This is a genomic window from uncultured Methylovirgula sp., from assembly GCF_947646745.1.
Taxonomy (GTDB): Bacteria; Pseudomonadota; Alphaproteobacteria; order Rhizobiales; family Beijerinckiaceae; genus Methylovirgula.
Map to the genome: position 1 here is coordinate 1 of NZ_CANSHK010000034.1, position 18840 is coordinate 18840.

General features: G+C 63.9%; 25 protein-coding genes. 8 read left to right on the forward strand and 17 right to left on the reverse strand.

All coding sequences use genetic code 11. The features are described from left to right. On the reverse strand, nt 1–1085 hold a 1085-nt coding region (locus Q0025_RS10870; protein WP_297298922.1), incomplete at its 3' end, for a shikimate kinase. A gap of 125 nt (nt 1086–1210) precedes the next feature. Between Q0025_RS10870 and Q0025_RS10875 the strand changes: the two genes are divergently transcribed. Beyond that, on the forward strand, nt 1211–1354 hold the full coding sequence (locus Q0025_RS10875) for a histidine kinase (protein WP_297298924.1): 144 nt from the start codon (nt 1211–1213) through the stop codon (nt 1352–1354). Nucleotides 1355–1363: 9 nt separating this feature from the next. Further along, the gene (locus tag Q0025_RS10880) at nt 1364–2290 is read left to right on the forward strand and encodes a site-specific tyrosine recombinase XerD (protein WP_297298926.1); all 927 of its coding nucleotides are present in this window, start codon (nt 1364–1366) and stop codon (nt 2288–2290) included. Between the two features lie 10 nt (nt 2291–2300). On the opposite strand, the gene Q0025_RS10885 is transcribed toward Q0025_RS10880, so the two are convergent. The 5 genes from Q0025_RS10885 to Q0025_RS10905 all read right to left on the reverse strand — a co-directional run bounded on the left by Q0025_RS10885 (nt 2301) and on the right by Q0025_RS10905 (nt 4732). Beyond that, nucleotides 2301–3029 (reverse strand): glutamine amidotransferase, encoded by a 729-nt coding sequence (locus tag Q0025_RS10885; RefSeq protein ID WP_297298928.1) that lies wholly within the window; start codon nt 3027–3029, stop codon nt 2301–2303. A gap of 52 nt (nt 3030–3081) precedes the next feature. Further along, nucleotides 3082–3600: a TerB family tellurite resistance protein gene (locus tag Q0025_RS10890; protein WP_297298930.1), complete on the reverse strand. Its 519-nt coding sequence runs from the start codon at nt 3598–3600 to the stop codon at nt 3082–3084. Nucleotides 3601–3613: 13 nt separating this feature from the next. Continuing rightward, nucleotides 3614–3934 (reverse strand): hypothetical protein, encoded by a 321-nt coding sequence (locus Q0025_RS10895; protein ID WP_297298932.1) that lies wholly within the window; start codon nt 3932–3934, stop codon nt 3614–3616. A gap of 91 nt (nt 3935–4025) precedes the next feature. Then, entirely contained in the window at nt 4026–4262 is a 237-nt protein-coding gene (locus Q0025_RS10900; protein ID WP_297298934.1) for a hypothetical protein, read from the reverse strand. Between the two features lie 182 nt (nt 4263–4444). Continuing rightward, complete coding sequence (locus Q0025_RS10905) at nt 4445–4732, reverse strand: general stress protein (protein ID WP_366939451.1); 288 nt, start codon at nt 4730–4732, stop codon at nt 4445–4447. 193 nt (nt 4733–4925) lie between these two features. Between Q0025_RS10905 and Q0025_RS10910 the strand changes: the two genes are divergently transcribed. Together Q0025_RS10910 and Q0025_RS10915 are read left to right on the forward strand one after the other, a co-directional pair. Next, on the forward strand, nt 4926–5249 hold the full coding sequence (locus Q0025_RS10910) for a hypothetical protein (RefSeq protein WP_297298938.1): 324 nt from the start codon (nt 4926–4928) through the stop codon (nt 5247–5249). Then, on the forward strand, nt 5246–5785 hold the full coding sequence (locus Q0025_RS10915; RefSeq protein WP_297298940.1) for a hypothetical protein: 540 nt from the start codon (nt 5246–5248) through the stop codon (nt 5783–5785). The genes Q0025_RS10910 and Q0025_RS10915 overlap by 4 nt, the downstream gene beginning before the upstream one ends. Nucleotides 5786–5849: 64 nt before the next feature. Here the strand turns inward: Q0025_RS10915 and Q0025_RS10920 are convergent, their stop codons facing one another. Beyond that, the gene (locus Q0025_RS10920; RefSeq protein WP_297298943.1) at nt 5850–6674 is read right to left on the reverse strand and encodes a response regulator; all 825 of its coding nucleotides are present in this window, start codon (nt 6672–6674) and stop codon (nt 5850–5852) included. 382 nt (nt 6675–7056) lie between these two features. Here Q0025_RS10920 and Q0025_RS10925 point away from each other — a divergent pair, with 382 nt between their 5' ends. Both Q0025_RS10925 and Q0025_RS10930 read left to right on the forward strand, forming a co-directional pair. Next, nucleotides 7057–7428 (forward strand): NepR family anti-sigma factor, encoded by a 372-nt coding sequence (locus Q0025_RS10925; protein WP_297298946.1) that lies wholly within the window; start codon nt 7057–7059, stop codon nt 7426–7428. A gap of 5 nt (nt 7429–7433) precedes the next feature. Further along, nucleotides 7434–8036 (forward strand): sigma-70 family RNA polymerase sigma factor, encoded by a 603-nt coding sequence (locus Q0025_RS10930; RefSeq protein ID WP_297299017.1) that lies wholly within the window; start codon nt 7434–7436, stop codon nt 8034–8036. On the opposite strand, the gene Q0025_RS10935 is transcribed toward Q0025_RS10930, so the two are convergent. Then, the gene (locus tag Q0025_RS10935) at nt 8033–8803 is read right to left on the reverse strand and encodes a LamB/YcsF family protein (RefSeq protein WP_297298948.1); all 771 of its coding nucleotides are present in this window, start codon (nt 8801–8803) and stop codon (nt 8033–8035) included. The genes Q0025_RS10930 and Q0025_RS10935 overlap by 4 nt on opposite strands. A gap of 42 nt (nt 8804–8845) precedes the next feature. Beyond that, complete coding sequence (locus tag Q0025_RS10940; protein WP_297298949.1) at nt 8846–9280, reverse strand: hypothetical protein; 435 nt, start codon at nt 9278–9280, stop codon at nt 8846–8848. 192 nt (nt 9281–9472) lie between these two features. Here Q0025_RS10940 and Q0025_RS10945 point away from each other — a divergent pair, with 192 nt between their 5' ends. Both Q0025_RS10945 and Q0025_RS10950 read left to right on the forward strand, forming a co-directional pair. Further along, nucleotides 9473–11269: a hypothetical protein gene (locus tag Q0025_RS10945; RefSeq protein ID WP_297298951.1), complete on the forward strand. Its 1797-nt coding sequence runs from the start codon at nt 9473–9475 to the stop codon at nt 11267–11269. A gap of 101 nt (nt 11270–11370) precedes the next feature. After that, nucleotides 11371–12003, forward strand: coding sequence for a Spy/CpxP family protein refolding chaperone (locus Q0025_RS10950; protein WP_297298953.1), 633 nt, complete (start codon nt 11371–11373; stop codon nt 12001–12003). A gap of 48 nt (nt 12004–12051) precedes the next feature. Here the strand turns inward: Q0025_RS10950 and mscL are convergent, their stop codons facing one another. The 8 genes from mscL to Q0025_RS10990 all read right to left on the reverse strand — a co-directional run bounded on the left by mscL (nt 12052) and on the right by Q0025_RS10990 (nt 18694). After that, nucleotides 12052–12483 (reverse strand): large conductance mechanosensitive channel protein MscL, encoded by a 432-nt coding sequence (gene mscL, locus Q0025_RS10955; RefSeq protein ID WP_297298955.1) that lies wholly within the window; start codon nt 12481–12483, stop codon nt 12052–12054. Between the two features lie 138 nt (nt 12484–12621). Continuing rightward, on the reverse strand, nt 12622–13419 hold the full coding sequence (gene thiD, locus Q0025_RS10960) for a bifunctional hydroxymethylpyrimidine kinase/phosphomethylpyrimidine kinase (RefSeq protein WP_297298957.1): 798 nt from the start codon (nt 13417–13419) through the stop codon (nt 12622–12624). A 1-nt stretch (nt 13420) separates the two neighbouring features. After that, on the reverse strand, nt 13421–13945 hold the full coding sequence (locus Q0025_RS10965) for a DUF2937 family protein (RefSeq protein ID WP_297298959.1): 525 nt from the start codon (nt 13943–13945) through the stop codon (nt 13421–13423). Between the two features lie 71 nt (nt 13946–14016). Then, entirely contained in the window at nt 14017–15021 is a 1005-nt protein-coding gene (locus Q0025_RS10970) for a WD40 repeat domain-containing protein (RefSeq protein ID WP_297298961.1), read from the reverse strand. Beyond that, complete coding sequence (locus Q0025_RS10975; RefSeq protein WP_297298963.1) at nt 15021–16079, reverse strand: GTP-binding protein; 1059 nt, start codon at nt 16077–16079, stop codon at nt 15021–15023. Before Q0025_RS10975 ends, Q0025_RS10970 begins: the two co-directional genes overlap by 1 nt. Before the next feature lie 64 nt (nt 16080–16143). Then, nucleotides 16144–16947, reverse strand: a complete 804-nt coding sequence (locus Q0025_RS10980; protein ID WP_297298964.1) for a metal ABC transporter permease — start codon at nt 16945–16947, stop codon at nt 16144–16146. Beyond that, nucleotides 16940–17797 carry an ABC transporter ATP-binding protein gene (locus Q0025_RS10985; protein WP_297298967.1) on the reverse strand — a complete coding sequence of 286 codons (858 nt, stop codon included), beginning with the start codon at nt 17795–17797 and terminating at the stop codon, nt 16940–16942. Before Q0025_RS10985 ends, Q0025_RS10980 begins: the two co-directional genes overlap by 8 nt. A 6-nt stretch (nt 17798–17803) precedes the next feature. Further along, complete coding sequence (locus Q0025_RS10990; protein ID WP_297298969.1) at nt 17804–18694, reverse strand: zinc ABC transporter substrate-binding protein; 891 nt, start codon at nt 18692–18694, stop codon at nt 17804–17806. Between the last annotated feature and the right edge of the window lie 146 nt (nt 18695–18840).

Consider the following 18840-nt stretch of genomic DNA (forward strand, 5'->3'; position numbering starts at 1 on the left):
CCGGTCTTGCCGCCGACGGAGGAATCGACCTGCGCCAGCAGCGAGGTCGGCACCTGAATGAAACGCATGCCCCGGCGCACGCTCGCCGCGGCGAAACCGGCGAGGTCGCCGACGACGCCGCCGCCTAACGCGACGACCAGGTCGCCGCGCTCGAACCGGCCGGCGAGGATCCCGTCGCAGACTTTCTCGAACATCGCATAGGATTTCGATTCTTCGCCGGGAGGCACGACGATGCTCTGGTGGCGGATGCCGGCTTGCGCCAGCGAGGCCGCAACGGCCGGCAGATGCGTCTCCGCCACATTTTGGTCGGTGACAATCACGACCGCGGCGCCGGGCGCGAGCCGGGCGGCATGGGCGGCGATCTCGGGCAGGATCGCTTCGCCGATCAAAATGTCATAGCTGCGCCGTCCAAGCGCGACGTTGACCCGGGCGAAGACCGCGGGCTTGTCCTGCACGATGCTCATCGCGCCGTCCTCCGGGCTTTCGGCGCAAAGATATTGCTGCAATGTGACGAGCAAATCCTCGACGACTGAATCATGCGGTCCGTCCTGCGAAATGATGGCGATGTCAGCTTGGGCATAGACCGGATTGCGCTCCTCCATCAATTTCCTCAGCACGCCCTCGGGATCGGCATTTTGCAGAAGCGGCCGATGGTTGCGCTTGCGCACGCGCCGCCAAAGCACGTCGAGATCGGCCTTAAGCCAGATGGAAATGCCGTTTTTTTTGATTCGCGCGCGCGTTTCCTCGCTCATGAAAGCGCCGCCGCCGGTGGCGATCACGCGCGGGCCGCCGGTCAGCAGCCGCGCCATCACGCGGCGTTCGCCATCGCGGAAATAGGATTCGCCATAGCGGGCGAAAATCTCCTGGATCGAGAGGTCGGCTGCCCGCTCGACCTCGAGATCGGAATCGACGAATTCAAGCCCGAGGCTCTGCGCCAGCCGGCGGCCGATGGCCGACTTGCCCGACCCCATGAGGCCGACGAGAACGAGCGAGCGCTGCCCGAGCGCCGCGGCGACGGCGGCAGCGCGCGCGCTCTGCGGCGCACCCGGGCTTTCCTCGTAGATGGATTTTATCCCGCTGGTCATTTTCTTGCTGTATCACGGCCGCCGGGCCGTTTTAAGCGGTGACCGCCGTGGCTGCGCTGCGCTCGCGGCGCCTCCATAGGTCTATAATACGCGGCAGAATTTGCCGAATCGCCCCGGAGCTTGGCTTGCCCAGCCTTTTTCGCTTTCTGCTGATGATCGCTTTCCTGGCCGGACTGGTCTATGCGGGCATGGTGGCGCTCGCCACTTTCGTCACGCCTGTGCCGCACGAAATCGTTCAGACCGTGCCGCCGGCGCGCCTCAACCAATAGGGCTGCGGCATGGCGAAGGCGAACCCTGCCGAGGCCTTTCTGGACATGCTGGCCGCCGAGCGCGGCGCCGCCGCCAATACGCTCGATGCCTACCGGCGCGATCTCGGCGATTATCACGACTTTCTCGTCGATGCGGGCAAAGCCCTCCACAATGCCACGACGGACGACATCAAGGCCTATCTGCGCCGACTGAAAAGCCGCGGCTTTGCCGCTTCCTCGAGCGCCCGGAAGCTCTCGGCGATCCGGCAATTGCACCGCTTTCTTTACGCCGAAGGCCTGCGCGGCGACGATCCGGCGGCGATCCTCGAAGGGCCGCGGCGGGCGCCGGCCCTACCCAAGATCCTTTCGGTCGAAGAGGTCGAACGATTGCTTGCCGCGGCGCATAGGGCGATCGCGGAAGCGCCGGAACAATCCCCGGCGCGGCTTGCGGCGGCGCGTATCGCCTGCCTGCTTGAACTGCTCTATGCCACCGGCTTGCGCGTCTCCGAACTCGTGGCGCTGCCCAAAACCGCGGCAAAACAGGCCGAACCGCTGATCCTGGTGCGCGGCAAGGGCGGCCGCGAACGGCTGGTGCCTTTGTCCGAGCCGGCCCGCCGGGCGATTTCCGTCTATCGCGGGCTTCTGGCGGCGGCGGGCGAGGCGGACGGCGCTTGGCTCTTCCCGGCCGACAGCCGCAGCGGCCATTTGAGCCGCCAGGTGTTCGCGCGCGATCTCAAGGCCGTCGCGGCGCGGGCCGGCATCGGCGCAGCGCGCGTCAGCCCGCATGTGCTGCGTCATGCCTTCGCGAGCCATCTTTTGCAGAATGGCGCCGATCTCCGGGTCGTCCAGGAACTGCTCGGCCATGCCGATATTTCGACGACGCAGATCTATACGCATGTGCTCGATGCACGCATGAAGGCCATGGTGCGCGACCTTCACCCGCTCAACGAGCGGTAATGCGGAGCATTTATGCGGCGGCAGCCTGCCCCGGCGCGGTCCAGCGATCCAAAAACGCGTCCGTCCAGCGCGCCACCGGGGCATCGTGGCGATGCCAGCCTTCAAGGTGGAGATGCGGCGGCTGGGCGCCCGGAGCGCCCAGCTTGTCGGCCCCCTTCACCGTCCAACGGCACATCATGTCGTAGGTGACTTCCGGGTGGAACTGCAGCCCATAGGCCGCCGCGCCATAACGAAAGGCCTGCGCCTCGAAGTCCTCGCCCGTCGCCAGCAGCACCGCCCCGCACGGCAGGTCGAAACCCTCGCGATGCCATTGATAGACCTGGCTGGGGAAGGGGCAGTCGCAGACGCCATGGCCGTCGGCCGTCGGTTCGATCGGATAATAGCCGACTTCGACTTTGCCTTGGGGATGAGCATAGACGCGGTGGCCGAGATGGCGCGCCAGCATTTGCGCGCCGAGGCAGATCCCGAGAAACGGCTTTTCCTCGCGCAATGGGACTTTGATCCAGTCGATCTCGCTGCGCAGCCAGCCGTCCTCGTCATTGGCGCTCATCGGGCCGCCGAAAATGATGGCGCCGGTGTAATCGGCGAGCGTCTCGGGCAGCGGATCGCCGAAGCGCGGCCGGCGGATGTCAAGCTCGAACCCGCGCGCGTTCAGAAGGCGGCCGAGCCGCCCGGCCGAGGAATCTTGCTGATGCAGGATGACGAGAATCCTGGCGGTCTCTGATGAAGTCTCTGGCATGGAGCGCGAAATCTGCCGGGTAGACATCATTGTCCGAAAATGATCGGCAAGACTAAGGCAGGCTTTCCTTTGCCGAAGTTAATGCCGGTGACCACGGCCCAGCAAATGCCGTGCCTGCGGCCACTTCCGCGGCGACGCGCTGGCGCAGCCGGACCCGATCCTGCGGTGAAACGCCGAGGAGGTCGGCGATCCGCGCGACAATGCTTTCTTCGACTTCCGACACCGTGCCGTCGGCGAAGGCGATCTCCCACATCATGGCGATCACCGTCTGCCGCCCGTCCTGATCGAGGACATTGGTCAAGGCATGGGTAAAATGATAGAAATCAACGGCTTGCCGATCCTGTGCCTCGGCCAGCTGGATAAGCCGCGTCGTCGTCTCGGCATCGAGGCCGAAGCGTGTTTCGACGAGTTGGCGCAGCCGCCGGCGCTCTGAATCCGCCACCGTCCCGTCGGCGCCCGCCAAATGGATGAGCAGCGCGACGGCGGCGAGGCGAAAATCGTCGGGCGAGAAATCGCGCCGCCCCGGCGCGCCGGTCAATTCGGCGACGAAAGTCTTCAGAAGGTCGAACATGGCTGTCCTTTGGTCAGCGCAGGGGCAGGCAGGTCCAATCGCCGTGGATGCCCGCATAGAGGCGGTGCTCGGCATGCTGCCAGCGCAGGCAGTCGCGGCGCGACGGGAAGCAGAGCTTTTCGTCACGCCAATCGACGAGCGCCGCCGGCGCGTTCGGAACATAGGTGGCGTTGCCGCCCGAAAAATGCCCGTACCAAACCGAGCGCCAGGGCAGCAGGCGGGCGTCACAAGCAACGCCATCGCCGAAAATTGCCGGCTTGCCGATGTCGGTGCCGGCGGCTTGTGCGCCGGGGAGCGCCAAAAGCGAAAACGCAAGGACGAGGGGGAAGCGCATGGAGGGATCCGCGGCGAGAAACGATGTGAGATGACTATAGTCGCGGCGCTGCGGCTTGATAACCCCCGGGCAGGCGCAGAACCGCACGCTGCTAGGTGCGGATCGACTCGTTCCGGATCGCGGTGCGCATGAAATAGTACAGCAAGACGACGCCACAGAGCGCGAACAAGCCTTCAAGGATGTGGCTCGTCAACGGCGAAAGCTGCAACAGGCCGCCGACCGCCCAACCGGCAGCCCATGACGCGCCGACCATCTCGGTGCCGACGAGAATGCCGACCGCGATGAGGGTCGAGACATGCAACCAGTTGATTGAGCTGCGTTCCGGCAAAGCTAACCCCGTCCGCGCCGTCGATTTTCAACGACCCGTGGCATAAACCATCGCCTTGCCTCGGACAAGTCCGCCGCTCTCACGCAGCGACCGTACGGTCCTGACGGCAGGTGCGCGCCGCGCACGCTGCATGTCGATTTTGGACCGCTTTACATGCGCGCCGATTGCCCCGCTGCGCGCGATCAGTTCTTCACAGGCTGCTTCGGGCCGCCGTGCGAGGCGTGACCGCCTTTGCGGCCGGCTTCCGAGGCGAGCTGATGGTTCTGCGAGAAGCTGCGCTTGTTCGGGCTGACGCTCTGGCCGCCTTTGCGGCCGGCCTGCGCCGCGAGCAGCGGATTCTGCGAGAAGCTGCGCTTCTCATGCGGGACGCTTTCGCCGCCCTTCCGCGCGATCGCGCGCTGTTTCTCGGGATCCATGGATGCGAAACCGCGCGTTGACGATCTCGTTGGCATATCAGTGGAATTGCTCATGCATCACCCTCTTTTTTGGCTAGGTCCGGGGAGAAACGCACCGTCGCGACGAAGGTTCCCAGCAAATGGTTCACGTTCCGGGTCGGTCGGGCGTCGCCGTTAGCGTTAAATTCGACTTAATTGATCGCGGCGCGACGATTTTGCTGTCATCGGCGTTATGTATGCAGGGGGATCGGAACTAGAGGAGAAGACCATGACAGACCTGAAGTCGGTCGAGGAAAAAGCCACCGCCGATTTAACCGCCGATCTCGCCGCCCTGCGCGACGACATTTCCAAGCTTTCAGCCTCAGTGCTTGAACTCGTTCAACAACAAGCCTCTACGGCAAAAAGCCATGTGCTCGGCGCGGTTGACGGCGCGCGACAGAAATTTGCCGACCAATCGGCCGATGCCAAAGACCGCCTGGGCGCGCTCACGACGGATCTCGAAACGACGATCGAGCGCAATCCATTCACCGCAATCTTCGCGGGCGCGATCGCCGGATTTCTGATCGGCATTTTGGTGCGTCCGAGCCGATGAACGCATTTCTGGCGCGTCAATTACGCGAAATCACCACCGCGCTCGAAGTCACCGGCGGCCGGCTCCTCGTCAGCGTCGTTTTGGCGCTGCTGGCGCTGCTGGCCCTGTTGGCCGGCCTCGCCTTTTTGGCGGTGGCGCTGTTTCTGAAAATCGCGGCGCTGGCGGGGACGCTTTATGCGGCTTTGGCCGTCGGCGGCGCTTTTATCGTGATCGCGCTGCTTGCACTCATCATCCTGCGGCTCCGCCGCCCTGCCGCACCGCCAGTGCCCAAACCCCTGCCGGTCGAAGTGGAAAAGGCTGAGCGGCGCGCGGCTTTCGCCGCCAATGTCGACGAAACGATCGCGCCGGTGCTGGATGCGCTCCACAACGCCAACATGAAGCCCGAGGAACTCGCGCTGCGCGTCGGTGCGGAGCTCAGCAAGCAGACAGGCGCCTTCGGCCTCATTGCCCTCGCCGTCGCGGCGGGCTTCGTCGTCGCCCGCCAAATCGCCGGCGGAAACAAGCATGCCGGCGAAGATAACGCGAAGCCGTCTTAGGCCTTTTGGGCCTCGTCGGGCGTCGGATTCGTCCGAAGCCCGCTTGGCCTTGCGTTGCCGCGGCTCAGACGAGGGCCGCTCGCGCCTCGGGCGGAATCTTGCGATGCGATCGCCGGTCGAAGAAGAGAGCCTGACTGATCACCGCCTTCAGGCTGTCGACGCCGAATGGCTTGGTGATGAGAAAGGCGGGTTCCGGCGGAGTGCCGGTGAGGAAGCGCTCCGGATAGGCGGTGATGAAGATCACGGGCATCGAGAAATCGTTGAGGATTTGATTGACCGCGTCGAGACCCGAGCTTCCATCGGCGAGCTGAATATCGGCGAGGATCAGGCCCGGCGTCGAGCTCTTCGCCGCCTTGACCGCTTCGTCGCGGGTCCGAGCAATCGCGACGACCCGATGCCCCAATTCCTCGACCAGCATCTGGATGTCGATGGCGATCAGCGGCTCATCCTCGATGATCAGCACGTCCGTGCGGATCTGTCTGGAAATCTCCTTGCCGGCGCGATCGACGAGATCGGCGGCTTCCTCCGCCGAACATTCGAGAACGCGGGCGACTTCGGCCGTGTCGAAACCCTCGAGCGAACTCAGCAAAAAGGCGACGCGCGGCTGCAGCGGGATGGCTTCGAGGTTGCGCTGCGCGCCTTGCTCGTCCGCCGAGGAGACTGCCGGCTCGACATAGTCGTTAACCGGCATCGATTCCCAAACCTTGAGGAACAGCCGATAGAGGGCGACGCGCAAATCTGCGGTGTCGGCAAAGGCGCCGGGCTCGGCCACGACAGCTTCCAGAGTTGCGAGGACGTAGGCGTCGCCGCCCGCCTGCGTTCCGGTCAAGGCCCGCGAAAACCGCCGAAGATAAGGGACATGCGCGGAAATCGCTTTTGAAACGGACATTTTTCGCTGCTCCCGTTGGATCACGATGCTATCGGATCGATCGAAGGCGGGGTTCGTCCCCGATGGATCCAAATCCTAAGCGCAATCGATTCTAGAGACTAAAGCGGGCTGGCGCGAAAATGGGCACCGCTTCGGCGCATCCCGCTCTCAAGTCGCCCCCAACCTAATGCTTGGGAAGAAATATGGTTCCCAGTGAGGAACCTTCACGGAGACACTGCGTTGTATGTGCGGCGAACTAAAGCCTACGTAAACCCCTTTGTTTCTCAAACAATTCGCTCATGTATAACGCGTATAAAGAAACGAGAAAATAGCCTGTTCAGGAACCCAGGCCGAAGTGCCCGGCGTCGCGCGGTTTTTTCCGCGCATGGGCAGAGTGATGACAATGGATTCAGACGAAAAGCAGCATAGGGCCACCAAAGTGACGAAGCCCATAGAACTTAAGCCAAAAAGCATGGGGTCGCCGGGGTTGCGGCGGGCCGAAATTGCACGGCCTTCGGCGGACCTGGCCGAGCCATTGCCTGGCCAGGAGACGAAGGGTCTCGCGGGCGTCAGCATCTTGCCGGTGTCGCGGCGGCGCAAGGGCGCGCCCAAGCCGGAGATCGCCGAGCAGATCGGCCACCGGCTGGCTTCGGTCTATAACGCGGTTCTCTCGCAGCCGATCCCGGATCGTTTCCTCGATCTTCTGGCCAAGCTCGAATCCGGCGACCAGGACGTCATGCCGGGCGAGAAATCCGCGAAGAAGGAGCGGAAGTGAAGGGCGTGCCGAGCGACCATGTAAACCGGCCGACCCAGGCCAGCGCGCAGATCAAGGCGGACCTCATCGCGGTCATTCCCAACCTGCGGGCCTTCGCCGTGTCGCTGTGTGGAAATCCCGACCGTGCCGATGATCTCGTGCAGGAAACCCTGGTCAAGGCCTGGGGCAACCTCGACTCGTTCGTCGAGGGCACCAATCTGCCCGCTTGGCTCTTCACTATTCTGCGTAATTTTTACTATTCCGAGTATCGCAAGCGCCGCCGCGAGGTCGCCGATCCGGATGGCGCGATCGCGACGCGGCTGGCGACGGCCCCGGCGCAGAACGGGCATATGGATTTGCGCGATCTGCACCAAGCCTTGCAGCAATTGCCGAACGATCAGCGCGAGGCGTTGATTCTGATCGGCGCATCGGGGCTCTCCTACGAGGAAGCGGCGGAAATTTGCGGCTGCGCCATCGGCACGATGAAAAGCCGCGTCAATCGGGCGCGCAATCGGCTTGCCGAGATTCTCGCGATCCATTCGACGAGCGAATTGGGCCACGACGAAGAATGGCCGCTCAACGATCCGATCGCGGTCAGCCATCATCTGTCCAAGACCGGCAGCGATTAGCGCCCCGGCTTCGCAAAAGAGCGAAGCGCAATTCCTGATTCATTGAGCTTTGCGCGAACCGCGGCGGCGATCGCAACGGCGGCGGGCGTGTCGCCATGGACGCAGATCGAGTCGATCCCGGCCGGCAGCATTTTTCCGGTTAGCGAAATCACCGCGTTTTTCTGCACCATGGCCAGCACGCGCGTGGCGATGGCGGCGGGATCGTGCAGGACGGCGCCGGGTTTCCCGCGCGGCAGAAGCAATCCATCGTCGCCATAGCCGCGGTCGGCGTAGATTTCGCGCGCCACCGCAAGGCCTTCCGCCCATCCCGCGCGCTCCAGTTCGGTTCCCGCGACGGCGAGGAAGATGAGCTGCGGATCGACGGCCTTTGTGGCGCGGGCGATGGCGCGCGCGACATCGGCTTCCTCGCTCGCGACATTGCTTAGGGCGCCGTGCGGTTTCACATGGGTGATCTCATGCCCCGCATAGGCGGCAAGCGCCTGCGCCGCGCCGATCTGATAGGCGACGAGCCGCTCGATTTCCGCGGCGGAAAACGGCAGCCGCCGCCGGCCGAAGCCCCAGAGATCGGGAAAGCCCGGATGCGCGCCGACGGCGACGTCCCTTTCTCTCGCCAATTCGAAGGTCCGCGCCATGACCTGCGGATCGCCGCCATGGAAACCGCAGGCCACATTGGCCGTGGTGACGATTGCGAGCATTGCGGCATCATCGCCCATCTCATAGGCGCCGTAACTTTCGCCGCAGTCGCAATTGAGATCGATGCTCGGCATGGACCTATGATGCACGGCCGATGCGGGCGCACAAGACGCCCGTCATGTCCGGTGGCGTCGCGCCTTCAGCTCGCGGGCGCGCTGATCGATCAGCATATTGGCGATCTTCATCCGCGCCGTCGCCTGTTCGGACAGGCCGGGATGCAGCATGTCGGGATGATTGCGGCGGGCAAAATCGCGACGGATGCGGGCGAGGTCGTCGAGGCTTGCGGTGTTTGCAAGATCGAGTTCCATCGCGACGCGCTCTTCCTCGTCCAAGGGCGCAAGGGAGGGCTGCGCTTCGCCCGTCGCCTCGCGGTAGGCGGCTGCCGAACTTTGCGCGGCAACGGCGGCCTCGGCCGCGGCGGCGAAAATCTGAAACAACCAGTCCGGCTGGGCGGCGGGTGCGAGAACGCTATCGATCTCCGCCCCTTCCTCAGGAGTCAGCGCCACGTCTTCGAGCACATCGGCGAAGGACGGTTGCCGTATCGCCCGCATGAAAAACTCCGCTCGCCTGCCTCGCACGCCATTCAACGGCGCGATCGCTTAAGAATGGATTAACCAAGCGCGCGCCTCACATCATCGTGTCATGGCCGCCAAAACGTCGGCATGCCGTAACCGGCCGTAAAAGCTTTTGCCGCACTTCTCATGCGATCTGCTGCGCAAGGACGCGACGTGACGAGCATGGACATGACGGCCAAAAGCGCCGAGACGCCGCGCCCTGCCGCTGTCGGCCGCGCGCCGCTGCCGGTTTGGCTCCTTATCCTTCTGGCATTGGCGCTCGGGCTGGCGATGTCCTGGACAGGAGCGCGCGGCGTTTGGCTGCACAATACGTTTTCCGATCCCGACGACGCGATGCAGCTTGTGCAGGTTCGCAATCTTTTAGCCGGGCAGAACTGGTTCGATCTGACGATCGGCCGGCTCGATCCGCCGCATGGCGTCTTCATGCACTGGTCGCGGGTGATCGACGTGCCGCTGGCGCTGTCGATCAAGACCATTGGACTGTTCATGCCGGCCGACATGGCCGAGCGGCTGACGCGCCTTCTCTTCCCGCTCATGCTGCAAGGTCTGCTTTATGCCGGTATTGCGCGTCTTGCGCGCCGGCTTGCGGGCCCTCACGCTATCCTGCCGGCGATTGTGCTGACGCTGCTGAGCGGGCTCATGTATGCGCAATTCCAGCCGGGGCGCATCAATCATTCCGCCACGCAGATTGTGCTCGTCGTCTTTATGCTCGGCAGCTTTGTCGAGGCGCTCGAGCCGGCCCGTGGCTCCCGCGCGGCGCTGGCCGGCCTGCTCGCGGCGCTGTCGCTGTCAATCAGCCTTGAGAATCTGCCGTGGATTTTGGTGCTCGGTGCTCTGGCGATCGGGTTTTGGATCGCCGGCGGGGCGGCGCTGCGCAGCGCCCTCATCGCCTTCGGTCTCGGTCTCGGCGCCGCCCTGCCCGTCGCCTTCGTCGCCACGATCGGCCAAGCGCATTGGCTCGACGCAAGCTGCGATGCTTATTCGCTCGCTTACCTCGTGCCGGGCCTTGCCGGCGCTGCGGCGATCGTCCTTCTCGGTTTCCTCTCGCCGCGGCTCGCAAACCGGCCTGCGCGTCTCGCCGCAGCCCTCGTCGCGACGGGCGGCGTCGCCGCATCCGTGGCGCTGAGCAAGCCGGTCTGCTTTCTCGATCCCTACCACGGCATCGATCCGTTGTTGCGCGAGCTCTGGCTCCGGCATGTCGAAGAAGCCCTGCCGCTCTCGCGCTTTTTCGCCATGCGCCCGGTGACGGCTTTGAGCTTCACCATGCCGGTCGTGCTCGGCTTTACGGCTTCGGTCGCAGCTTGCATCGTCGAAAAAGACCAGGCACGTCGGCCATGGCTTGCCGTCAGCGCACTCACCGGCGCGGGCCTCATCATGTGCTTCTGGCAGATTCGCATCTTCGGTTTCGTCGGACCGATCGCGCTCCTTGGCGGCGCCTGGCTCATTGCAAGATTGTACGAGCGCGTCGCGCAGACGCGCGGCCGCGCGCTCTCGGCCGGCGCTTGGCTTCTGGTGCTGCCGTTCTCGCCTGTCGGCTGGGCCCTCGCCGCGACGGCATTTTCGGAAACACCGCAACAACAACCGCGCAATGCCTGCCTTGCGACATCGGCCTACGCGCCGCTTGCGCAATTGCCGCCGGGCCTTATCGCAGCGCCCATCGACATGGGGTCGCATATTCTCGCACTGACGCCGCATTCCGTGCTCGCTGCGCCCTATCATCGCGACAACCATGGCAATCGCGTCGCCCTTGATGCGTTTCTCGCGCCGCCCGACGCGGCGCAAAACATTCTGCGGGCCGACAAGGTGACCTATGTCGTCAATTGTCCGGGAATGGGCGAATTGAACGCCCTCGCCAAACGCGCGCCCGATTCTCTCGCGGCACACATCATCGCCGGGACTTCGCCGGCATGGCTCACGCCGGTGCCGCAGCGCGGGTTATTTCAAGTCTTCGTGATGAAGCCGTAATCCGCCAGCCGCTTCGACGAGATTGCCAAAGCTTAATTTGAAGGCCTCGCAAGCCCAGCCTAGCTCTTCTCCGTCGACGCCGAGTCGAAGGGAGATTTTCCATGAAATCGCGCCTGCCCCTTGCTCTCACCCTCGCCGGTATTGTCGGCTGCGGCCTCACCTCCATGGCGATCAATGCCAATGCCGACCCGGCCGCGGCGCAAAGCACGGATCAATCTCCAGCGGATGCCGCCGCGCCCGATCATCTCAAATTTTCCGATGCGGATCGCGCTGCTTTTCTCGACGCGCGCATCGCCGCGCTGCATGCCGGTCTCGAATTGACGCCGGCGCAGGAAAAGCTTTGGCTCCCTGTCGAAAGCGCCTTGCGCGATACGCACAAAGTGATTGCCACACAGCGCGCAGCACGACGCGACGGACCGCGTCCGGCCGATCCGGTCGCCTGGCTGCAGCGGGTCAGCGACAACGCCCTTGCACGCGGCGAGGCTTTGAAGAAACTCGCCGATGCTGCCGCGCCGCTTTATGCCGCGCTCAATGACGATCAGAAGCACCGGCTGCCGTTCCTGCTGCATGCCGCGCGATTCCATGTCTTTGGCGAGCGCTTTGCCGCTAATGACGGTTGGCATGGCCATGAAGGCTGGGGCTGGCGCGGCGACCATGACGGCGATCACGGCGGCGATTTCAGCCACAGCCAGGATGACAACGATCAGCCGGCGCCCGACGGCAACGATCGCTAACGACGTTACCCTCTCGCCGTTTCCAGGATCGAGGGTCCTCGGCCTGCGCTATTTCGCTTGCTTGGCGAGAAGATCCCGGATCTCTTCGAGCAGGACTTCCTGGCGTGGCGGCGGCGCCGCGGCCGCCTCTTGCGTTTTCTGATGCAAGACTTGCTGTTGCAGCATGTTGATCGCCCGCACGACGAGGAAAAGCACAAAGGCGACGATCAGAAAATTCAGCACGATCGTCGCGAAATTCCCCCAGGCGAGCACGGCGCCCTGCCTTTTTGCATCGACGAGGACGTGCGACGTCACATTGTGCGACAGCGGCGTAAAGTAATTCGAGAAATCAAGACCACCGGTGACCGCGCCGATCACCGGCATGATCACGTCATTGACGAGCGAATCAATTATTTTGCCGAAGGCCGCGCCGATGATCACGCCGATGGCGAGATCAATGACGTTGCCGCGCATCGCAAAGTCACGGAATTCCTTCCACATCCTCACCCCCTCTTTTCAAATCGCCGGCAGAATGTTCAACGCGCCTGGCACGTTCCCCGGTACGAGCCCGCAAAGTCAAGCGGAACCGGCGGTGGTGCGTGCGTCGCCGCACGCGCCGAATAAAATGCCGCGCTCTAATTAGCGGTCGTCGCGGAAATGCTGAAGTGGTCCCGCTCCGCGTCCGACCTCGAGCGTATCGGCGGCAGCCAGGCTTTGCGTAACGTAATCTTTCGCCGCCGCAACCGCGGCCGGAAGCGGCAAGCCGTTCGCAAGTCCGGCGGCAATGGCCGAGGCGAGCGTGCAGCCGGTGCCGTGCGTATTTTTCGTCGCCACGCGGGGCGTGCTGAAGACGCGGGCGCCGCTGCTGTCGTGGAGAAGATCGGCCGAGTCATCTCCGTCGAGATGCCCGCCCTTGACGAGAACCGCTTTGAAGCCCGCACGGCAAAGCTCGGCGGCGAGCGCGCGCATGGCGTCGATCGACGCCGGGACGGGGGTTCGCGCAAGCTGCGCCGCTTCGGCGAGATTGGGCGTCACCAATGTGATGAGCGGCGCGAGATGGCGAATGAACGCATCGGCAAGGTCTTCGGTGGCGAGGGCATCGCCGGTTGAGGCGCGCATCACCGGATCAAGCACGACGTGGGGCGGTCGATAGGCGGCGAGGGCTCGGGCGACGGTTTCGATATTGGCGCGCGTGGCGAGCATGCCAATCTTCACCGCGGCGATATCGATATCGGCGAAGAGGGCATCGATCTGCGCAGCCAAGAAATCCGCCGGCACGGGCATGAGGGCGCGCACGCCCTGCGTATTTTGCACCGTCAAGGCGCTGGTCGCGGCGACGCCGTAGCAATGCAGGGCGGCGAAGGTCTTGATGTCGGCGAGGACGCCGGCACCGCCCGAAGGGTCGAAACCAGCAATGGTCAGGACATTTGCGGTCATATCAGGCTTTGACCGTGCCCGTTTCGGGCGTACGGCCGAGACGTTTCTTGCGGTGGCGGATCGGCAGACCGATCAAATGGACAAGCCCGCCGCCGAGGAGGAAGCCGATCATGCCAGAAATGAAACCGTCTGGCGTCGTCGGCACGGCCGGCTGATAGGCTTCGTAAGCGCGCGCGGCAATCGTCGGGTCGAACGTCTCGGCGAGCGCGATCCACTTCGACACGACATTGCGCGAATTGAACGCCGCTTGCGCTTTGCGCAGCCGTGCCAGCCGCTTGATCAGGTGCTGCATCTCGGCGCCGCGTCCTTGCGCCAGCGGATCGGGATCGGCTTCGAGCCGGGCGACGGCCTGCGCTTCATTCAGATGCTGCGCCCCGGCTTCGGCATCGAATTGACCGACGATGGCCGACAGTTCGTCGATCGCGCCGCCGAGCCGCTGCTGATATTGCTGCCAGAATTCCGGTGCCTGCGTCGAGGCGAAGCCAAAGACGAAGGCAAAGAAAAGCGCAATGCGGTTGATGATCATACGCGCTCCCGTTGGCCGCCGCAGGCTGTCTTATCGCCGTATGACTATAATCGATTGTGACGGCGCGGCGATCAACCCGGCATATCGAGGAGGCCGGCGTTACCTTCGCCGCTGCCAAACGCGAGACGGCGTCCGGTTTCGTCCCAGGTGAGCGCGGTGATCATATCCTCCGTCCCGGCCTGCGTGCGGCGGACGAGAATTTCGGCGCCGTCGGTCATGCGGCAGAGCAGGATCCAGCCATCTTCGTAGCCGACCGCAACGACGAGCGCTTTCGGGTGACAGGCGACCCGCGAAACCTTGGCGCGGCGGACGCCGCATTCGCGCGGCTGCTTCTTCATCGGCCCGTCTTTGTCTTTGAACGGCCAAATGATGCAGGCCTCGGCGCCGGAGGTGGCCAGCCAATGACCGTCGAAAGACCAGGAGAAAGAGCGGGTCTTGGCGGGATAGCCGGACATGCGCATGTCGCGCTTATCCGAGAGCCGCCAGCCGTGCAGCGCGTTTTCCTGCATCGAAGTGACGAGAAAGCGCCCATCGGGCGAGAAGGTCGCATCGAGATGCGCGCCTTTCCATTCGAGCAACTCGGCCGGTGCGGCGGCATTGGGAAACCAGAGCGTTGCGCCGTTGTAATGCGCGATGGCGAGCCGATAACCTTTTGGCGCAAAGGCAAGGCCGCGCACCGAAGAGGGCGCGGCGAAGCTTTTGAGGCCGCCTTGCGGATCGCGGGCGAAGACCTGCTTGCCGCAGGACCAGGCAAGCGCGCCATCGTCGCGGGCGGCGAGCGCATCGATCCACTTGCCCGTCTCCGAGAAAATCTCCTCATGCGTGCCATCGCCGGCAAGCGCAACGACGCGGCCATCGTCGCCGCCGGTGACCAGCCTCTTGCCGGCCGTTGCCGCGGCGAGAATGGCGCTCTCAGGGTGCAAGGCGATACGCGTCTCGCTGTCGCCGTCAAGCCGCAGCCCCGTGCCGTCGCCGAGCGCGAACACCGCGGCCGGCCCGAGGAAGGCTGCCGCGGTCACATGCGCGCCAGCCGCCACCGGCCTGACGCGTTCGGTCAGCGACGTCGCGTCGTTCATCAGGCGGCGCAGGCCAAGAAGCCCTGACGGATCTCGTCTTCCTTCAGATGCTTGCCGATGAAAACGACGCGGCTCGTGCGCTTTTCGTCCGGCCGCCATTCGCGCTGCACATCACCATCGAGCATCATGTGCACGCCCTGGAAGACGAAACGTTTCGGGTCGTTCTTGAAGGCGAGAATGCCTTTCGAACGCAGGATCGAAGGGCCTTCCTTTTGGATGTATTCATTGAGCCAGGGCAAGAATTTTTCCGGATCGACATCGCCGTCGAGCGACAGCGCCACCGATTGCATGTCCTCGTCGTGATAATGTTTGAGGCCGTGCTTGTGATCGTGATCATGGTCGTGATGATGATCGTGGCCGTGATGATCATGATGATCGTGGCCGTGATGAAGATCGTGATGATCGTCATCCTCTGTTTCGAGAAAGTCCGGCTCGATCTCCAGAATGCGGTCGAGATCGAAGGCATTGCGGCCGAGCACGGCGTCGAGCGGCACGGCGCAATTCACCGTCTTGTGCAGTTTGGCGTAGGGATTGATCGCCCGGATCCGGGCCTCAACTTCGGCGAGTTCGTCCGGGGTGACGAGATCGGTCTTGTTGAGCAGGATGACATCGGCGAAGGCGACCTGGTTTTTGGCCTCCGGCGCATCCTTCAGCCGCTCCAACAGCCATTTGGCATCGGCGACGGTCACCACGGCATCGAGCCGCGCCGCGTCCTGGACATCGGCATCGACGAAAAAGGTTTGCGCCACCGGCGCCGGATCGGCAAGGCCTGTCGTTTCGACGATGATCGCATCGAACCGGCCCTTGCGCTTCATCAGCCCTTCGATGATGCGGATGAGATCGCCGCGCACGGTGCAGCAAATGCAGCCGTTGTTCATCTCGAAAATTTCTTCGTCGGCGCCGACGACGAGATCGTTGTCGATCCCGATCTCCCCGAATTCGTTGACGATGACGGCGAATTTCTTGCCGTGCGGCTCGCTCAGAATGCGGTTGAGCAGCGTAGTTTTCCCGGCGCCCAGATAGCCCGTGAGGACGGTGACAGGAATTTTTTCGGCCATGCCAAACTCCGGAGAGGATCAAAAAGGTCGCCGACTTTACTGCGCAAGGTGGCGAGAATGGGTGTCAAGCCGAATGCCACGCGCTGGTCCGGCGCGGCGCAGCGGCCAGGACGTAGATAAGCGTGCTGAGCGCGGTTATCCAGAAGCTTGTCGGCCAGTCGGTGTAGAAGGCGAGCGTCAGGCCGCCCCAGGCCTCGGCAAGCGCCAGGGCGGCCGAGAGCAGCACGCCGGCCGCGACGCCGCTCACCAATTTTTGTGCGGTTGCCGCCGGGCCGACCATCAGGGCGAAGACCAGCAGCACGCCGACGATTTGGGCGCATTCCGCTGTCGCCAGCGCCACGACGGCGAGAAACAGCACGGAATAGAGCTTGAGCGAGACGCCCTTGGCCTCGGCCAGCTCAGGCTGAAGGCTCGCAAAAAGCAGCGGCCGCGCGATGATCGCCAGCGTGGCGAGGCAGATTGCCGCCAGCCCCGCAAGGATCCAGACGGTCGCCACGTCGACGGCGAGGACATTGCCGAAGAGTAGGGCCGTCGCGTGGGTCGCAAAGCTCGTATAGAAATGCAGGAACAGCAAGCCGAGCGCGAGCGAAAAGGCGAGCACGATGCCGATCGCGACGTCGCGTTGCGCCAATTGTTCGCCGATAAAGCCCATCAGAATGCCGGCGGCGACGGTCATCCCGACGAGGCCCCAGAGCGGCGCGAGACCGACGAGCACGGCGCCGGTCGCGCCGGTGAAGCCGACATGCGCCAGCGCATGGCCGGCAAACGTCTGGCCGCGCAGGACCAAAAAATAACCGACGAGGCCGGAGACGAGCGCCACTACCGTTGCGGCGGCAAAGGCGTTGCGCATGAAATCATATTCAAACATGCGGGGAGTCTTCCTGCGACATGGCTTCGTGGCCGTGCGCCTGCGGGTGGTCATGACCATGCTCATGGCGATGTTCGTCGCGCTCGACATCGTGGCCGCCCGACATCACGAAAATCCGGCCCTGAACGTGGATGACGTCGATCGGCGCGCCATAGAGCTTCGAGAGCACCGGCGGCGTGATCACCGTCTCGACCGGGCCGAGCGCCGCCTGGCCATTGCCGAGATAAAGCACCTGATCGATGGCGTTGAGGAGCGGATTCAATTCATGCGCGCTGAACAGAACCGTGATGCCGAGGTCGCGTTGGAGCCCCTTGACCAATTCGACCACCTCCTGCTGGCGGCGCGGATCGAGACTGATGAGCGGCTCGTCGAGCAGCAGCAATTTCGGATCGCCGATCAGGGCTTGCGCCAGCAGCAGGCGCTGGCGCTCGCCACCCGAAAGCTCGGCCAGCGGCCGATTGGCGAGCTTCTCGGCGCCAACGCGCTCGAGCGCGCGCCGCACCTGCTCGCGCGCTGCGGCGCTGAGGATCGGCAGGCCCGGCTTAAACCCGTCGGCAACGCTCGCGACAAAGTCCCAGCCGCTGATGCGCAGGCCTGGCAGGCTGCTCGCGGTCTGCGGCCGGTAGCCGATATTGGGATTGCCGCGGGTCGCCGGCTCGCCAAGGACGCGGATCGACCCCGATTTCGGCGTCAGCAGGCCGAGCACGGCGCGCATCAGCGTCGTCTTGCCGGCGCCGTTCGGGCCCAATACGCCGACGAATTGGCCGGCGGGAATGTCGAGGCTAATGTCGGCGAGCACAATGCGGCTGCCGAGGGCCAAGGTAAGCTTGCGCAGCGCGATGGCGTTCATGAGCCTCTATTTCGGCAAGGCGCGATCGACCGCGTCGAGCTCGCGCACCATCCACTGCTGGTAGCTCGTCTCCCGCGGTTCGGTCTCGGTCGCGCCGATGACGGGGACGCCGGATTGCTTGGCCAATGTCTGCATCCGCTCGGCAATCGGGTCCGACGCCTGACTGTTATACACTAACAAGACGACTTTGTGGTTCTTGAGATCGTCCTCGAATTTCCCGACCTCAGCGGCGCTGGGCTCGGTATTGTTCATGACCGCGATCTGGAAGCCTTGATTGCGGCTCGTAAGGCCGAGCGCGTCGAGCATATAGCCGAAGACCGGCTCGGTCGCGGTGACGGCGCGGCCGGCGAGGCGGGCGTGGAGCGCGGCAATCTTGATCTTGATGGGCTTCAGCGAGTCTTCGAATTGCGCCAGACGCCTGGCGTAATCCACCTGATGCGCCGGATCGGCCGCCGCGAGGTCGCCGGCGAAGGCTTTAGCGAAGGCCGCCATGATCGTGATGTCGTACCAGAGATGCGGATTGTCGCCGGATTTCTTGCCGGCGAGATCCGCCACGACGATCACCTTGCGATCCGGGTTCCTCGCGGCATCGAGGAGTTTTTGTATCCAGGGATCGTAATCGGCACCGCTGGCGACGACGATTTTCGCGCCCGATATAGCCCGCGCGACGGAGGGGCTTGCTTCGAAAAGGTGCGGGTCCTGGTCCGGATTGCTGAGAATGCTCGTCACCGTCACATCGGCCCCGCCGATCTGCCGGGCGACGTCGCCATAGAAATTCTCTGCCGCGACCACGGAAACCGGGGTGGCCCGCGCCCAGGCCGGCGCCAGGACGAGGCCGGCCGCGGCGGCAAAGGCCAGAAGGCGTTGGGGACGCGCGTGGGCGATGAGTCGAAACATGAGCAACCTCGACCTTGGAGGAAGGAGCGTGTGTAATACTATAACATTTACGGCAATCTTCGGGCGCCGGGGCGATCACATTTATGTTATAGTATCACGTCGGCATGGTCGGTCGTGGCTGCCCCCGCGCTTGCCGCGACAGGACT

Coding starts and splice junctions, on each gene's coding strand:
- Q0025_RS10940 (WP_297298949.1), bottom strand. CDS start 9,280: ATGCGGGCGATACGGCAACCGTCCTTCGCCGATGTGCTCGAAGACGTG.
- Q0025_RS10970 (WP_297298961.1), bottom strand. CDS start 15,021: ATGAACGACGCGACGTCGCTGACCGAACGCGTCAGGCCGGTGGCGGCT.
- Q0025_RS10910 (WP_297298938.1), top strand. CDS start 4,926: ATGACAGACCTGAAGTCGGTCGAGGAAAAAGCCACCGCCGATTTAACC.
- Q0025_RS10905 (WP_366939451.1), bottom strand. CDS start 4,732: ATGAGCAATTCCACTGATATGCCAACGAGATCGTCAACGCGCGGTTTC.
- mscL (WP_297298955.1), bottom strand. CDS start 12,483: ATGTGGAAGGAATTCCGTGACTTTGCGATGCGCGGCAACGTCATTGAT.
- Q0025_RS10885 (WP_297298928.1), bottom strand. CDS start 3,029: ATGCCAGAGACTTCATCAGAGACCGCCAGGATTCTCGTCATCCTGCAT.
- Q0025_RS10965 (WP_297298959.1), bottom strand. CDS start 13,945: ATGATCATCAACCGCATTGCGCTTTTCTTTGCCTTCGTCTTTGGCTTC.
- Q0025_RS10895 (WP_297298932.1), bottom strand. CDS start 3,934: ATGCGCTTCCCCCTCGTCCTTGCGTTTTCGCTTTTGGCGCTCCCCGGC.
- Q0025_RS10935 (WP_297298948.1), bottom strand. CDS start 8,803: ATGCCGAGCATCGATCTCAATTGCGACTGCGGCGAAAGTTACGGCGCC.
- Q0025_RS10880 (WP_297298926.1), top strand. CDS start 1,364: ATGGCGAAGGCGAACCCTGCCGAGGCCTTTCTGGACATGCTGGCCGCC.
- Q0025_RS10980 (WP_297298964.1), bottom strand. CDS start 16,947: ATGTTTGAATATGATTTCATGCGCAACGCCTTTGCCGCCGCAACGGTA.
- Q0025_RS10990 (WP_297298969.1), bottom strand. CDS start 18,694: ATGTTTCGACTCATCGCCCACGCGCGTCCCCAACGCCTTCTGGCCTTT.
- Q0025_RS10945 (WP_297298951.1), top strand. CDS start 9,473: ATGACGGCCAAAAGCGCCGAGACGCCGCGCCCTGCCGCTGTCGGCCGC.
- Q0025_RS10925 (WP_297298946.1), top strand. CDS start 7,057: ATGGATTCAGACGAAAAGCAGCATAGGGCCACCAAAGTGACGAAGCCC.
- Q0025_RS10920 (WP_297298943.1), bottom strand. CDS start 6,674: ATGTCCGTTTCAAAAGCGATTTCCGCGCATGTCCCTTATCTTCGGCGG.
- Q0025_RS10890 (WP_297298930.1), bottom strand. CDS start 3,600: ATGTTCGACCTTCTGAAGACTTTCGTCGCCGAATTGACCGGCGCGCCG.
- Q0025_RS10985 (WP_297298967.1), bottom strand. CDS start 17,797: ATGAACGCCATCGCGCTGCGCAAGCTTACCTTGGCCCTCGGCAGCCGC.
- Q0025_RS10975 (WP_297298963.1), bottom strand. CDS start 16,079: ATGGCCGAAAAAATTCCTGTCACCGTCCTCACGGGCTATCTGGGCGCC.
- Q0025_RS10950 (WP_297298953.1), top strand. CDS start 11,371: ATGAAATCGCGCCTGCCCCTTGCTCTCACCCTCGCCGGTATTGTCGGC.
- thiD (WP_297298957.1), bottom strand. CDS start 13,419: ATGACCGCAAATGTCCTGACCATTGCTGGTTTCGACCCTTCGGGCGGT.
- Q0025_RS10915 (WP_297298940.1), top strand. CDS start 5,246: ATGAACGCATTTCTGGCGCGTCAATTACGCGAAATCACCACCGCGCTC.